Raw genomic sequence first — 13,215 nt, 5'->3', positions numbered from 1 at the left:
TCCAGCGCTCACAGTATGGAAATCATCGGCACGACCAGCGCTCAGCGCGCCTCGGCCGTCACCGCCGCCTGGCCGGACCAGCCGCCGCCGAGCGCCAGGAACAGGTCGACCTGGTCCTGCGCGACCCGGGCATCGGAAGCGGCCAGCGCCGCCTCGCTGTCGGCCAGGGTGCGGTTGGCATCCAGGCTCGCCAGGTACGGCAGGCGCCCCGCGCCATATAGGCGCTCGCTGTCCCGGGCGGCCTGCTGCGCGTGCTCGCGGGCCGCGCGCAGGGCCTGGTTGCGCTGCAACTCCCGGGCATAGAAGGTCAGGGCGGTCTCGGTCTCGCGCAGGGCTTCGAGCACCACGCCATCGAAGCGGGCCAGGGCCGCCTCGCTGTCCGCCTCGGCGGCCTTGACCCTGGCCCGGGCGCCGCTGTCGGGAATGTTCCAGCTGATCAGCGAGCCGAGGCTCCAGTGCTTGGCCGAGGACTCCCCGATCTCGCCGAAGCGCCCGGCCAGGCCGGCCGAAGCGCCCAGGGTGACGCTCGGGTAGAGCTGCGCGGTGGCCACGCCGATGCGCGCGGTCATGCCCGCCAGCTGGCGTTCCGCCTGGCGGATGTCGGGGCGGCGGCGCAACAGGTCGGCGCCCTCGCCCACCGGTATGGGCTGGTCCAGCCGCGGCTCCTCACTGCAGGCCAGGGAGGCAGCCGGCAACTGCGCCGGCGTGCGCCCCAGCAGGGCGGCCAGGCGATAGCGCGCGGCATCGCGGTTGGCGCTGAACTGCGGCAGGCTCGCGCGCAGGGTTTCCTCCTGGGCCCTGGCGCGCTCGACGTCCGCGGGGCTGCCGCGCCCGGCGGTGGCCAGGCGCTGGGTCACCTCGGCGCTGCGGGCCTGCAGGTCCAGCTGGCGCTGCGTGACATTCAACTGGCGGGTCGCCGAGCAGCCCTGCACGTAGGCCCGCACCGTCTGCGCCACCACCGTCACCCGGACCAGGTCTTCGGCCGCCGCACTGGCCTGGGCATCGGCATGGGCGGCCTCCTCGGCGCGCGCCAGCTTGCCGAACAGGTCGACCTCGTAGCCGATGGACAGGCCTAGGCCGCCATCGTCGATCACCGGCGGCCGGACGCCGACCTGCGAGGCCTCCAGCGGCGCCTGGCCGCGCTGCGCGTCGGCCTCCAGCGTGGCGTGCGGATTGGCGTCCGCCGCCACCGAGGCCTCCAGCGCCAGCGCCTTGCGCAGGTTGGCGCTGGACTGGCGCAGGTCGGTATTGGCCGCCAGCGCCTGCTGCACCAGGCTGTCGAGTTGCGCGTCGCGGTACAGGCGCCACCAGCCGTCGGGCACCGGCGCCGTTGCGAAGTCCGCCGCGCCCGCGGCCTGGAACGCGGCAGAAGCCGTGGGCTCGCGCCAGGCGGCCTGCTGCGGCAGGCGGTAGTCCGGCCCGACCTCGGTACAGCCCGCCAGCAGCCCGAGCAGGCCCAGCAAGCCAAGGTACGTTTTCATGGCCGTTCCACCTCACGCACCGAGACAGTGGCCGTGCGCCCGGCGATCAGGCGGAAATCCGCCGGCACCTCGTCCAGGGCGACGCGCACGGGAATCCGCTGGGCCAGGCGCACCCAGTTGAAGGTCGGGTTGACGTTGGGCAGCAGGCTCTCGCCATTGACCCGGTCACGGTCCTCGATGCCGGCGGCGACGCTTTGCACGTGGCCGCGCAGCAGTTGGCCGCTGCCCATGATGCGGATGTCCACCGGCTGGTCGATGTGCACGCCGTCCAGCTTGGTTTCCTCGAAGTAGCCCACCACGTGGAAGGAATGCTGGTCCACCACCGAGAGCACCGGCCGGCCGGCGCTGACGTAGTCGCCATCGCGCGGAACCCGGTCGTTCAGGTAGCCGTCCACCGGGCTGCGCACCTCGGTGCGCGCCAGGTTCAGGCGCGCCAGGGCCAGCGCGCTCTCGGCCCTGGCGAGGCTCGCCTCGCCCTGCTGCACGCGGGCATCGCTGTCTTCCAGCACTTCCTTGGCCACCAGGTCGGCCAGCACGTGGTTGCGCGCGGCCTCGCGGCGCGCCTGGCCAAGGCTGGCGCGCTGCTGGCGGACGACCGCCTCGGCCTGCTGCACCGCCAGCTCGTAGCGGCTGCGGTCGACCAGGAACAGCAGCTGGCCGCGCTTGACCAGCTGGTTGTCCTCGATGTCGACCTGGGTGATCAGCCCGGACACGTCCGGCGCGACCTGCACCACCTCGGCGCCGATGTGCCCGTCGCGGGTCCAGGGCGCGTTGGTGTAGTAGTTCCACAGGTGTTGCGCTATCGGTACGGCCACCGCCACCAGCAGCAGGGTGGGAATGACCGGGAGGAACTTGCGTATGGAGTTTTTCATAGGTGCCAGCCGTGCGTCAGGGTCACGCTGGAGCCCAGGACGATCACATAGAGAGCGAAGTTGAACAGGAAGTGGTGCCAGACATAGCGGTACAAGCCGAGGTACATCAGCAGAGCGCGCAGCACCCGGGTAATGACGAAGGCGAGCAGCAGCATCAGCAGCAGGCTGGGCAGGAACACGCCATAAAGGTCGATTTCGCCGATCATGGCCGGGCTCCTGACGCCGCGCCCGACAGGTCCGGTTCGGCGGCCTCCGGGAACAGGGTGACGCGCAGTTCGACCAGGGCGTTGCGCACCTCGTCCGCCGCCGGCCCGGCGAGGGGCAGCACCTGGCGCAGGCCCTGGTCGATGCAGGCCAGCAGCGCGGCGTCGGGCGCCCGGTAGGCATCCGCCGCTTCGCAGGCCCGGAAATGCGCGGCGATGGCCGCCAGCAGGCGGGCGATCGTCTGCTCGACCTCACCGCCCAGGCGCTGTTCCTCACGCTGCAGGTGCAGCACGCTGAAGCCCACGCGCAGGTCGCGGAACGCGTCGGTGGCCGTCTGCCCGCGCTGGTTCGCCAGCCGCGGCAGCAACAGTTCCAGGCGGTCCTGCATGCGCGCCATCGATTCCGGGTAGTGGCTGCCCTGCCCGCCCGCAGAGCAGTGCGCCAGATCGCGCCAATTGGCATGCACCAACCGGCTCAGCGCCAGCTCGCTGCCGAACGGCCGCATCAGCAGCGTCCACAACAACGCCCCCAGCGCGCCCAGCGCACTGGCCAGGCAACTGTCGAGGAACAGCTGGAAATCGGCCGTGTAGGCGCCCCGCAGGCCGACGAAACTGCCGGTGAAGACGATCATCAGCAAGGCCTCGGTGCCGAACTGGGGCCGGGAGACCAGCAGCACGCCGAACAGCAGGCAGGGCACGAAGAAGCAGGCGACCAGGGTTTCGAACTCATGGGCCGAGGGCAGCACGACGAACAACAGCAGGCCGCCGAGCAGGCTGCTGGCCAGGTTCACCAGCAGGAAGCGGAACATCTGCGGGGCCGGCTCGTCGAGGGAGGCGAACAGGCTGCAGGCGACCGTCCCCAGGACCAGCGCGTTGGCCCCCGGCGCCCAGCCCGTGCTCAGCCAGAGCAGCCCGCCGAGGAAGATGCCCAGGGACATGGAGCCGGCGTAGAAGAGCAGCATGCCGAAGTCGATATGGTGCGAGATGCCGCTCAGGTTCCAGCGCCGATAGGCCGGCTGCCAGCGCGGCAGCGCATCGTCGTTCTCGACGCCGCGGCGCAGCAGCTGGCAATCGCGCCAGAGGTCCACCAGGCCGACCAGGCGCATGCGGAGGGTCCACTCCAGCAGCTCGGGCCAGGTGGCGGTGGCGGACAGCCGCGGTGGAACGGACGGATACCTGGCGTGCTCGACGCTGTCCGCGCTCGCCATCAGCCATCGGCCGACCTCTTCCGTCCGTCGCCGCTGCGCCTCGCTCGCGCCGCCCAGCCGGGAAAGGGCCTCCTGCAGCGCGGCCAGCGACGAGATGTGCGGCATCAGCATGCGCATGCGCGCACGCAGTTCCCGGGCGGCCCGCACGGCGTATTGATTGCCGGTGTCGAAGGCCAGGTGGGCGATCAGCTGTTCGAATGCCTGGAGGCCCGCCGTCAGCGGATGCCGGCTGGCCTGGCTGACCTTCGCCGACAGCGCCTCGGCCGCCCAGCTGGAGACAGCGGCGAACCACTGTTCCAGGCGCTGGCGAATCACCGGGGTCACGCGCTCGCCCATGGCCAGACCAGCGACGACGTTCGCACAGACGATGCCGACGATGATTTCCTCGCTGCGCGCCAGGGCGATCTCGAACACGTTCTGCGGCGCGTGCAACGCCGGCAGGGCGACCAGTGGCATGGTGTAGGCCGGCAGGCGGAACAGGTAGTTGCGTGGCGTCCGGTCGAGCATCGACACGTAGAGCATGGTCCCCGACCACAACGCAGTCGCCAGCATCAGCAGTATCGGCGTGTCGCTCAGGGGCGGCACCAGCAGCACCGCCACGGAGACGCCGAGCAAGGTGCCGCCGACGCGGTAGAGCGTCTTCGAACGCATGGCCCCCATCATCGGCTGGGACACCACGTACACGGTGCCCATGGCCCAGACCGGGTTGGGCAGCGACAGCGCCAGGGCGATGTAGAGCGCCAGCATCGAGGCCGCGAAGGTGCGCAGCGAGAACCACCAGTCGCGGGCGCTGGGCAGGGCCGGGGTCATGATTTCGCGGCGGCTCCCACCGTAGTCGAAGCCTGCGCGAAGCCCTCGATGATGCGGAATACCCGCAGGGCCGCCTCCAGGTCTTCCCGCGGCACGTCGGCGAGCATCCGCGCACGCAGTGTGATGAGTTCATGCTCGACGCCGCTGGCCAGCGCGCGCCCCGTGTCGGTGAACCAGAGCGTCTTGACGCGCTGGTCCTGCAGGCCCTTTTCCCGGCGCACCAGGCCGGCCTGGGCGAGCTGGTCGACGCTGCGCACCAGCGATGCGGCCTCGATGCCCAGCTCTTCGGCCAGCGCGCTCTGGCTGACGCCCTCCCCCAGCCGGGCGATGGCCAGCAGGGCGGAACCGCAAGGCACCGAGATGCCATGGGCCAGCAACGACTCCTGGGCGACCCGTCGCCACAACTCGCCGATGGGGCGCAGGTGGCTGGTGAACTGCTGGCGCAACTGATCGAGCTTTTTCATGGTCGCCTCGGGCCATTCGGATCGGATGTCCGAGACCTTACCCGCCATTAAATTAGTTTGCAAACTAATCATTTAACGAGCCGATCACCGGTCTCCTGCGCCCCTTCGCCAGCCCCGTGCCGAAGCTCAAACGCTGGGCGCACGGGCGCTGCAGCCCCACAGGAAGATCGTCCCCTGCCGCCCGCACGAACGGCACACGCCCTTGGGAACAGGAACGAAGCCCACCGCTGGCCGGGTGGGCGGCGGCCCGCGCAACGCCGTCACCGGCGCCGCGCAGGACCGTGACCGTGGCCTCAGGCGCCCAGGTGCTTCCTGTAGAAGGGCACCAGTTGCGCCAGCGCCTGGCCGGTGGCCTCGGGCTGGTCGTACAGCTCGTAGTGGCTCGTGCCCGCGACGATCTGGATGCTCTTCTGGCTGGAGCGCGCCCGGCCATAGAGCTCCAGGCCGTCACGGTAGGAGCCGAAGCCGCCCGGCACGCCGCCGATGACGATGTGCAGCGGCTGGGTCAGCAGCACCTCGGCGAAGTGGAAGGCGTCCCAGCCCACCGCCGCCGCGGTGCTGGTGAAGCGCAGCTTGTTGGGCGAGCCCGGCTGCTGGCCGCGCGGCGTGGTGTAGTACTGCACGGCTTCGACGATGTCGATGTCGTCGATGCCGGCCTTGGCCCGCTCCGCTTCCGAAGCGGGGATGTAGCCCACGATCAGCGGCTCGGCGCCGCGCGCTTCGGCGGTGCGCTGCCTGGCGATGGCGTCCAGCGTCTTCAGCGCGGCGTCGGGCGTCATGTCGCCTTCGCGCATCAGGCGCCCATAGTTGGCGGCGACCACGGTGCCCACGGCCTTGAAGCGGCGCTCGGTCATCGCTGCGCTGACGGCGTAACCGCCGCCGCCGCACACGCCCAGCACGCCAATGCGCTCCTCGTCCACGTAGGGCAGGGTCACCAGGTAGTCCACGGCGCAGCGGAAGTCCTCGACGCGGGTGGCGGGGTCTTCGCTGAAGCGCGGTTCGCCGCCGCTGGCGCCCTGGGTGGAGGCGTCGAAGGCCAGGGTGATGAAGCCGGCCCGGGTCAGCGCCTCGCCATAGATGGCGCCCGCGGTCTGTTCCTTGCAACTGCTGATCGGGTGGGCGCAGACGATGGCGGCGTAGCGCTTGCCGGCATCGAAGCCCTCGGGCAGGCGCAGGGTGGCGGCCACGTCCCAGGCGCCATGTTTGAAGGTGACGGATTGCATCTGGCTCATGGAAGGTTCCTCGAATGTCGGCGCCGGTAGCGGCGCATTACAGATGGGCCTTGAAGAACGGGCCGAGCTTGGCCATGGCCTCGCCCACCAGCTCCGGCTTGTCGTACATGCCGATATGGGTTCCGCCGGGGACGATGTGCAGGTGCTTGTCCTTGCTCGCGGCGCGGCGGAACAGGTCTTCGCTGATCCAGCGCGTGCCCGCCTGCTCGCCGGCGACGATCTGGATCGGCTGGGTCAGGAACAGCTCCACCAGGTGGAAGGCATCGAAGGTGACGAGCTGCATCAGGCTTCGCGTCGGCGCGATGCTCGGCGAAGTGGGGCGCTGCGCGCGCGGGGTGCGGTAGTACTCGACCGCCTCGGCCAGGTCGGCGTTGGGTGCTTCTTCGGCGATCTTCGGCACGATCGGGTAGTAGCCCGTCGCGGCGCCGTTGGCCTCGTCGGTGCGGGCCTTCGCGGCGCTCTCCAGCATGGCGAAGGCGCCGCCGAGGTCTTCGCGCCCTTCCCAGCCGTTGCGCAGGATCGCGCCATAGTTGGCTGCGCTGACGGCGCCCACGGCCTTGATGCGGCGGTCGCCCAGGGCGGCCGTCACGGTATAGCCGCCGCCGGCGCAGATGCCCATGGCGCCGATGCGCCCGGGGTCGACATAGGGCAGGGTCGTGAGGTAGTCGATGGCGGCGCTGATGTCCTCGACACGCGCATAGGGGTTCTCCAGCTGGCGCGGCTCGCCGCCGCTCTCGCCCTGGTACGAGGCGTCGAATGCCAGCGTGACGAAACCCAGTTCGGCCAGCTTGGCAGCGTAAAGCCCACTGGTCTGCTCCTTCACGCCGCCGGCGGGATGGGTGACGACGATGGCCGGGTAGGTCCTGCGCTCGTCGAAGCCGGCCGGCAAGTGCAGGTTGGCGGCCATCTCGATCGGGCCGTTGTCGAATTTCACCGATTTCATGTCCAGTTACCTCCTCAGAGATTCACCAAGGGACGCGGCATCGAATGCTATTCCCCGCCCGCCGTACGGACCATGCTTTCCAGTACAGATTTCTTTTTCGATCGTACGACCCGAATGAATACTCCCCGTTCACGAGCGCGCTTGCCGGCCCGCGCCACGGCCGGCTGGCGCGTTCGCTGTCAGAGCCCGGCCGCCCGGGCCAGCGATTCCTGGAAATCCGGATGGGCGATGGCGAGCATCCGCCGCGCCCGCTCGCGCAGGTCGCAGCCGCGCAGGTCGGCCACGCCGTATTCGGTGACGATGAGCGCGGCGTCCGCCCGCGGCGTGCTCACCGGGCCGGACAGGCACTCCACCACCCTACTCTGCCTGCCACCCAGCGCCGTGGCCGGCAAGGCGATGATCGGCAGGCCGCCCAGCGAGGCCTGGGCGCCGCGGAGGAAGTCCATCGCCCCGCCTACCGCGCCGACGTAGGCGCCGCCGGCGATCTCCGCGTTGATCTGCCCGGTCAGGTCCACCTCGATGGCCGAGTTGATGGTCACCAGGCGCTCGATGCTGCCGAGCACCGCCAGAGAATGCGTGTAGGCTGTCGAGCGCAGCTGGATGCGCGGGTTGCGGTGGGCATGGCGGTAGACCCGCTCGCCGCCCAGCAACACCCCGGCGACCGTGACGCCCCTGTCGATGTTCTTGCGCGCATTGGTGATCACGCCCAGCTCCATCAGCTCCGCCACCTTGTCGCCGATGGCGCCGGAGTGGATGCCCAGGTCGCGGTGCGAGCGCAGGCCGTCGAGCGCCGCCTCGGGCAGGCTGCCCAGGCCCAGCTGCAGGGTCGCGCCGTCCTCCACCAGGCCGCCGATGTGCCGGGCGATGGCCCGCTCCACCTCGCCGCCGGGCGCCGCCGGGACTTCCAGCGGCGCGCTGGAGGTGCGCACCAGCAGGTCGATGTCGCGCGGGTCCAGGTATTCGCCGTGGGTCCAGGGCGTCTGCTCGTTGACCTCGGCGATCACCAGCCGCGCACTGCGCAGCAGCGGCACCAGGTATTCGGCGGCGATGCCGAAGCTGAAGCCTCCCGGCCCTTCGGCCACCTGCAGCAACAGCACGTCTACCGGCGCCAGTGCCGCCGCCAGCTGGGTGTAGTGGCACGGCAGGATGTCCAGGCGCTTCTCCCGCGCCAGCAGGCGGTTGCGCCCGGCGCCGCAGTACGACTGGTAATGTACCTGGGCGGCATGTTCCGGGCCGACGCTGGCGGACAGGCTCATGCCGACGAAGGCGCGGAAGCTGCCGATCGCCTCGCGCTGGGCCATCAGGCGCGCGGTCAGCGCCGTGGGTTCGGCGCCGCCCTGCCCCCACACCACCCGGTCGCCCGGGTGGATCAGGGCGGCGAAGTCCAGCGTCTCCAGGCGGATTTCTTCCGTCATCTCAGGCTGCTCCCGCTCAGGCCCGCTCGAAGATCGCCGCCAGGCCCTGGCCGCCGCCGATGCACATGGTCTCCAGGGCGTAGCGCCCTTTGCGGCGCTGCAGCTCGTGCAGCACCGAAGTCATGATGCGCATGCCGGTGGCGCCCACCGGGTGCCCCAGGGAGATGCCCGAGCCGTTGACGTTGAGCCGCTGCGCATCGTTCCAGCCCCAGCCCTTGAGCACCGCCAGCACCTGGCAGGCGAAGGCCTCGTTGACCTCCACCAGGTCCATCTGCTCGAAGCCTAGGCCGGTGCGCTCGAACAGCTTGCGCACCGCCGGCACCGGGCCGATGCCCATGGTCGCCGGCTCGCAGCCCGCGGCGGCCCAGCTGTGCAGGTAGCCGATCGGCTCCAGGCCCAGCTCGGCCAGCTTGTCCTCGGCCACCACCAGGCAGGCGGCGGCGGCGTCGTTCTGCTGCGAGGCGTTGCCGGCCGTCACTGTGCCGTCCTTCACCAATGCCCGCAGCCCGGCCAGCTTTTCCAGCGTGGTGTCGCCGCGCACGCCTTCGTCGCGGTTCACCAGGATGGGTTCGCCACGCTTCTGCGGCACGCTGATGGGCACGATCTCGGCGTCGAAGCGTCCGGCTTCCCAGGCTGCTGCGGCACGCTGCTGGCTGCGCGCGGCGAAGGCGTCGGCCTCCTCGCGGCTGATGGCGTATTCGCGGGCCAGGTTCTCGGCGGTCTCGATCATCCCCGAGATGCGTCCGAAGCGGTGCTCCGGCTGCGAGCGCTCGCGGCCGCGGTCGAGGCGGTCGTGCAGGGTCACGGAGCCGGCGCGGGCGCCCCAGCGCATGTCGGTGGAGTAGTACTCGATGTTGCTCATGCTCTCCACGCCGCCGGCCAGGACCACGTCGGCGGCGCCGGTCTGCACCATCATCGCGGCGCTGGCCAGGGCCTGCAGGCCGCCGCCACAGCGGCGGTCCAGCTGCATGCCCGGCACGCTCACCGGCAGGCCCGCCTCCAGGGCGATCCAGCGCCCCACGCAGGGTGTCTCGGAGTTGGCGTAGGACTGGGCGAACACCACGTCATCGATGCGCGCCGGGTCCAGGCGCGTCTGCGCCAGGATGGCCTTGACCACCTCGGCGCCCAGGCGCTCCACCGGCACGCTGCGCAGGCTGCCGCCAAAGGCGCCGACCGGGGTACGGCGCGGCGCGACTATCGCTGCTCTTCTCATTGTCGTTGTCTCCCGGGCGCTCAGAGCGCCGCCTGCAGTTGCGGCACGACTTCGAACAGGTCGCCCACCAGGCCGTAGTCGGCGACCTGGAAGATCGGCGCCTCCTCGTCCTTGTTGATGGCCACGATGACTTTCGAGTCCTTCATGCCCGCCAGGTGCTGGATGGCGCCGGAGATGCCCACGGCGATGTAGAGCTGCGGCGCGACAATCTTGCCGGTCTGGCCGACCTGCATGTCGTTGGGCACGAAGCCGGCATCCACCGCGGCGCGGGAAGCGCCCACCGCGGCGCCGAGCTTGTCGGCCAGGGCATAGAGCAGCTTGAAGTTGTCGCCGTTCTGCATGCCGCGGCCACCGGAGACCACGATCTTCGCGGCGGTCAGTTCCGGGCGATCGGACTTGGCCAGTTCTTCACCGACGAAGGCCGAACTGCGCGAGTCGAACACACTGCTCACGACTTCCACGCTGGCCGAGCCGCCCTGCGCACTGGCCGCGTCGAAGCCGGTGCCGCGCACGCTGATGACCTTGACCGGGGCCGAGGACTGCACGGTGGCGATGGCGTTGCCGGCGTAGATCGGGCGCTTGAAGGTGTCGGCGCTGACCACCTCGATGATCTCGGAGAGCTGGTCGACGTCCAGTTGCGCGGCCACCCGCGGCAGGTAGTTCTTGCCGTTGGTGGTGGCGGGCGCCAGCACGTGGCTGTAGCCGCCGGCCAGGGAAACCACCAGCGGCGCGATGTTCTCCGGCAGCTGGTGGGCGTAGGCGGCGTTGTCGGCGACCAGCACCTTGGTCACGCCGGCGACCTGGGCGGCGGCCTCGGCCACGCCACCGACGTCCTGCCCGGCGACCAGCAGGTGGATCTCGCCGCCGATCTTCTGCGCGGCGGCGACGGTGTTCAGGGTGGCGCCGGCCAGGGCGCCGTCGTTGTGCTCAGCGATTACCAGGATAGCCATCAGATCACCTTCGCCTCGTTCTTCAGTTTCTCGACCAGTTCGGCCACGGACTTGACCTTGATGCCAGCGCTGCGGGCGGCCGGCGCCTCGACCTTGAGGGTCTTGACGGTGGAGCCGGTGGACACGCCGAGGGCGTCCGGGCTGACCACCTCCAGCGGCTTCTTCTTCGCCTTCATGATGTTCGGCAGCGAGGCGTAGCGCGGCTCGTTCAGGCGCAGGTCGGTGGTGACGATCGCCGGCAGGTTCAGCGCGACGGTCTGCAGGCCGCCATCGATTTCACGGGTGACATTCACCTTGTCGCCGGCCACTTCGACCTTGGAGGCGAAGGTGCCCTGGGCGTAGCCGGTCAGCGCGGCGAGCATCTGCCCGGTCTGGTTGTTGTCGCTGTCGATGGCCTGCTTGCCGAGGATCACCAGTTGCGGCTGCTCGCGCTCGACCAGGACCTTCAGGGCCTTGGCGATGGCCAGGGAACTCAGTTCTTCGTTGGTTTCCACCAGGGTCGCGCGGTCGGCGCCCAGGGCCAGGGCGGTGCGCAGCTGCTCCTGGGCGGCGTTCGGGCCGACGGAAACGACAACGACTTCACTGGCGATGCCTTTTTCCTTCAGGCGCACGGCCTCTTCCACGGCGATTTCGCAGAAGGGGTTCATGGACATTTTCACGTTGGCGAGATCGACGCCGGAGTTGTCCGCCTTGACGCGGACCTTGACGTTGAAATCGACCACGCGCTTCACGGCGACGAGGATTTTCATGGGTGTTTTTCTCCAGTAACGCTGGAACGGGAAAGAATGCGGCGGGCACGCTCGATCAGCGGACGATCGACCATCGCCCCGTCGAGCTGGACGGCGGCGCCACTCTGGGCGGCGGCGAGCACGGCCTGCGCCCAGTCCACCGCCTTGGCGTCGGGCAGGAAGGCCTCGCGGATGGGCGCCACCTGGCGCGGATGGATCGCCAGCTTGCCGCCGAAGCCCAGGCCGCTGGCGGTCAGGGCGTCCTGGCGCACCGCGGCGGGGTCGTCGAAGCTGGTGGTGACGCCGTCCAGCGGCGGCGCCAGGCCGGCCAGGCGCGATTGCAAAACCAGCGCGCCACGGAAGTAGGCCAGGGCCTCCCAGCTGGGCTGGCAGCCCAGGTCCAGGGCCAGGTCCAGCGAGCCGAAGGCGGCCTGCACCACGCCGGGCTCGCGCAGCAGGCCGGCCAGGTCGTCGAAGGCGCCGGCGGTCTCCACCAGCGCGATCAGCGGTACCTGGCAGCCGAGCAGGTAGTGCACCAGGCGGACGTCGATGGCGGCCTCGGCCTTGGCCAGCATCAGCGCGTCGAAACGCGCCTCGCGCAGGGCCGCCAGGTCGGCCTGGAAGTCCGCGGTGCGGGTGGCGTTGATCCGCACGATCACCGGCACGCCGTCGATGCCGTGGTTGGCCACGGCTTCCCGCGCCGCGGCGCGGGCGGCGGGGGCCACGGCGTCCTCGAGGTCGAGGATCACCGCATCGGCGCCGCTGGCGGCGGCCTTGGCGAAGCGCTCGGGGCGGTCGCCGGGTACGAACAGGGGCGCCAGCGGCGCCTGGAAGGCATCGTTCAGCATGCTGCGCTGGCCTCCATGTTGAGGTTGCCGTCGGCGTCCTGGGTCCAGGCCTGCAGGCTGTCGCCCTTGTGCTGCCAGGACACCGCCGCGCGGAACGGCCGGCCGGCGATCAGCGGCACCTGGCCGCGGTAGGCGAAGCGCAGGGGCACGCGCCCGGCATGGCTGGCGGCCAGGTTGAACAGCAGGCTGGCCTGCAGCGGCCCGTGCACCACCAGCCCCGCGTAGCCTTCCACCTCGGTGACATAGGGCAGGTCGTAGTGGATGCGGTGGGCGTTGAAGGTCAGCGCCGAGTAGCGCAGCAGCAGGGTCGACGGGGTTTCCACCCAGCATTGCCGCTCGCCTTCCCGTGCCGCGCCGCCGGCCGGCGCCGGGCCGGGCGCCGCCGGGGCGCGGTAGACGATGTCCTGGCGCTCGCGGATGGCCAGGGTGCCGGCGCAGGACAGTTCATGCCTGACGGTGACGAAGCACAGCTTGCCGCTGCGGCCTTCCTTGAAGCGGATGTCGTCGATGCTCGACACCCGCAGGATCGGCTCGCCGATGGGCAGCGGCGCCAGCGTCTCCACCTCGCCGCCGGCCCACATGCGCCGGGGCAGCGGCACCGGCGGCAGGAAGCCGCCGCGGCGCGGGTGGCCGTCCTCGCCCAGCTCGGCCATGCCCGCCGCCGCCGGGCTCGGCGCCAGGCACCAGTGCAGGCCGGGCGGGGCAAAGCCCTGGTCTTCCCACAGGTGCGGCGCCAGGGTGGCGCGGTAGGCCTCCAGCATCTGCGGGGTGATCAGCGCTTCGCAGGACTCCTGGCGCCCCAGCCAGGCCTGCAGCGGGCCCAGATCGTTGGCAGTCATCGCATTCGC

13 protein-coding genes are annotated in these 13,215 nt (G+C 70.5%); all 13 read right to left on the bottom strand.

The window, feature by feature from the left end:
• Positions 1 to 41: 41 nt before the first annotated feature.
• The 13 genes from M8R19_RS27710 to M8R19_RS27650 all read right to left on the bottom strand — a co-directional run bounded on the left by M8R19_RS27710 (position 42) and on the right by M8R19_RS27650 (position 13,206).
• Positions 42 to 1,481 carry an efflux transporter outer membrane subunit gene (locus tag M8R19_RS27710; RefSeq protein WP_249919524.1) on the bottom strand — a complete coding sequence of 480 codons (1,440 nt, stop codon included), beginning with the start codon at positions 1,479 to 1,481 and terminating at the stop codon, positions 42 to 44.
• Entirely contained in the window at positions 1,478 to 2,353 is an 876-nt protein-coding gene (locus tag M8R19_RS27705; RefSeq protein WP_074985917.1) for an efflux RND transporter periplasmic adaptor subunit, read from the bottom strand. The genes M8R19_RS27710 and M8R19_RS27705 overlap by 4 nt, the downstream gene beginning before the upstream one ends.
• A complete protein-coding gene (locus M8R19_RS27700; RefSeq protein ID WP_249919523.1) occupies positions 2,350 to 2,559 on the bottom strand; it encodes a DUF1656 domain-containing protein in 210 nt (69 codons plus the stop codon). Before M8R19_RS27700 ends, M8R19_RS27705 begins: the two co-directional genes overlap by 4 nt.
• Positions 2,556 to 4,574: an FUSC family protein gene (locus M8R19_RS27695; protein WP_249919522.1), complete on the bottom strand. Its 2,019-nt coding sequence runs from the start codon at positions 4,572 to 4,574 to the stop codon at positions 2,556 to 2,558. The genes M8R19_RS27700 and M8R19_RS27695 overlap by 4 nt, the downstream gene beginning before the upstream one ends.
• Entirely contained in the window at positions 4,571 to 5,038 is a 468-nt protein-coding gene (locus M8R19_RS27690; RefSeq protein WP_074985910.1) for a MarR family winged helix-turn-helix transcriptional regulator, read from the bottom strand. Before M8R19_RS27690 ends, M8R19_RS27695 begins: the two co-directional genes overlap by 4 nt.
• A 293-nt stretch (positions 5,039 to 5,331) precedes the next feature.
• Complete coding sequence (locus M8R19_RS27685; protein ID WP_249919521.1) at positions 5,332 to 6,270, bottom strand: alpha/beta hydrolase; 939 nt, start codon at positions 6,268 to 6,270, stop codon at positions 5,332 to 5,334.
• A 37-nt stretch (positions 6,271 to 6,307) separates the two neighbouring features.
• Positions 6,308 to 7,213, bottom strand: a complete 906-nt coding sequence (locus M8R19_RS27680) for an alpha/beta hydrolase (RefSeq protein ID WP_249919520.1) — start codon at positions 7,211 to 7,213, stop codon at positions 6,308 to 6,310.
• A 179-nt stretch (positions 7,214 to 7,392) separates the two neighbouring features.
• Positions 7,393 to 8,628: an acetyl-CoA hydrolase/transferase family protein gene (locus M8R19_RS27675; RefSeq protein ID WP_249919519.1), complete on the bottom strand. Its 1,236-nt coding sequence runs from the start codon at positions 8,626 to 8,628 to the stop codon at positions 7,393 to 7,395.
• A gap of 16 nt (positions 8,629 to 8,644) precedes the next feature.
• Positions 8,645 to 9,841, bottom strand: coding sequence for an acetyl-CoA C-acetyltransferase (locus M8R19_RS27670; protein WP_074985901.1), 1,197 nt, complete (start codon positions 9,839 to 9,841; stop codon positions 8,645 to 8,647).
• A 20-nt stretch (positions 9,842 to 9,861) separates the two neighbouring features.
• On the bottom strand, positions 9,862 to 10,791 hold the full coding sequence (locus M8R19_RS27665) for an electron transfer flavoprotein subunit alpha/FixB family protein (protein WP_249919518.1): 930 nt from the start codon (positions 10,789 to 10,791) through the stop codon (positions 9,862 to 9,864).
• The gene (locus M8R19_RS27660; RefSeq protein WP_249919517.1) at positions 10,791 to 11,540 is read right to left on the bottom strand and encodes an electron transfer flavoprotein subunit beta/FixA family protein; all 750 of its coding nucleotides are present in this window, start codon (positions 11,538 to 11,540) and stop codon (positions 10,791 to 10,793) included. The genes M8R19_RS27665 and M8R19_RS27660 overlap by 1 nt, the downstream gene beginning before the upstream one ends.
• On the bottom strand, positions 11,537 to 12,367 hold the full coding sequence (locus M8R19_RS27655) for an HpcH/HpaI aldolase/citrate lyase family protein (RefSeq protein ID WP_249919516.1): 831 nt from the start codon (positions 12,365 to 12,367) through the stop codon (positions 11,537 to 11,539). The genes M8R19_RS27660 and M8R19_RS27655 overlap by 4 nt, the downstream gene beginning before the upstream one ends.
• Positions 12,361 to 13,206, bottom strand: a complete 846-nt coding sequence (locus tag M8R19_RS27650; RefSeq protein ID WP_249919515.1) for an HTD2 family dehydratase — start codon at positions 13,204 to 13,206, stop codon at positions 12,361 to 12,363. The genes M8R19_RS27655 and M8R19_RS27650 overlap by 7 nt, the downstream gene beginning before the upstream one ends.
• Between the last annotated feature and the right edge of the window lie 9 nt (positions 13,207 to 13,215).

The organism is Pseudomonas sp. R3.Fl, from assembly GCF_023516765.1.
Lineage (GTDB): Bacteria > Pseudomonadota > Gammaproteobacteria > Pseudomonadales > Pseudomonadaceae > Pseudomonas > Pseudomonas citronellolis.
This window is presented reverse-complemented; position numbering and strand designations above follow the sequence as displayed.

What these genes read in the sequence shown, in the direction of transcription:
- M8R19_RS27695 (WP_249919522.1), bottom strand. Translation starts at nt 4,574, where the DNA reads ATGACCCCGGCCCTGCCCAGCGCCCGCGACTGGTGGTTCTCGCTGCGC.
- M8R19_RS27685 (WP_249919521.1), bottom strand. Translation starts at nt 6,270, where the DNA reads ATGAGCCAGATGCAATCCGTCACCTTCAAACATGGCGCCTGGGACGTG.
- M8R19_RS27705 (WP_074985917.1), bottom strand. Translation starts at nt 2,353, where the DNA reads ATGAAAAACTCCATACGCAAGTTCCTCCCGGTCATTCCCACCCTGCTG.
- M8R19_RS27700 (WP_249919523.1), bottom strand. Translation starts at nt 2,559, where the DNA reads ATGATCGGCGAAATCGACCTTTATGGCGTGTTCCTGCCCAGCCTGCTG.
- M8R19_RS27670 (WP_074985901.1), bottom strand. Translation starts at nt 9,841, where the DNA reads ATGAGAAGAGCAGCGATAGTCGCGCCGCGCCGTACCCCGGTCGGCGCC.
- M8R19_RS27665 (WP_249919518.1), bottom strand. Translation starts at nt 10,791, where the DNA reads ATGGCTATCCTGGTAATCGCTGAGCACAACGACGGCGCCCTGGCCGGC.
- M8R19_RS27680 (WP_249919520.1), bottom strand. Translation starts at nt 7,213, where the DNA reads ATGAAATCGGTGAAATTCGACAACGGCCCGATCGAGATGGCCGCCAAC.
- M8R19_RS27675 (WP_249919519.1), bottom strand. Translation starts at nt 8,628, where the DNA reads ATGACGGAAGAAATCCGCCTGGAGACGCTGGACTTCGCCGCCCTGATC.
- M8R19_RS27660 (WP_249919517.1), bottom strand. Translation starts at nt 11,540, where the DNA reads ATGAAAATCCTCGTCGCCGTGAAGCGCGTGGTCGATTTCAACGTCAAG.
- M8R19_RS27655 (WP_249919516.1), bottom strand. Translation starts at nt 12,367, where the DNA reads ATGCTGAACGATGCCTTCCAGGCGCCGCTGGCGCCCCTGTTCGTACCC.
- M8R19_RS27710 (WP_249919524.1), bottom strand. Translation starts at nt 1,481, where the DNA reads ATGAAAACGTACCTTGGCTTGCTGGGCCTGCTCGGGCTGCTGGCGGGC.
- M8R19_RS27690 (WP_074985910.1), bottom strand. Translation starts at nt 5,038, where the DNA reads ATGAAAAAGCTCGATCAGTTGCGCCAGCAGTTCACCAGCCACCTGCGC.
- M8R19_RS27650 (WP_249919515.1), bottom strand. Translation starts at nt 13,206, where the DNA reads ATGACTGCCAACGATCTGGGCCCGCTGCAGGCCTGGCTGGGGCGCCAG.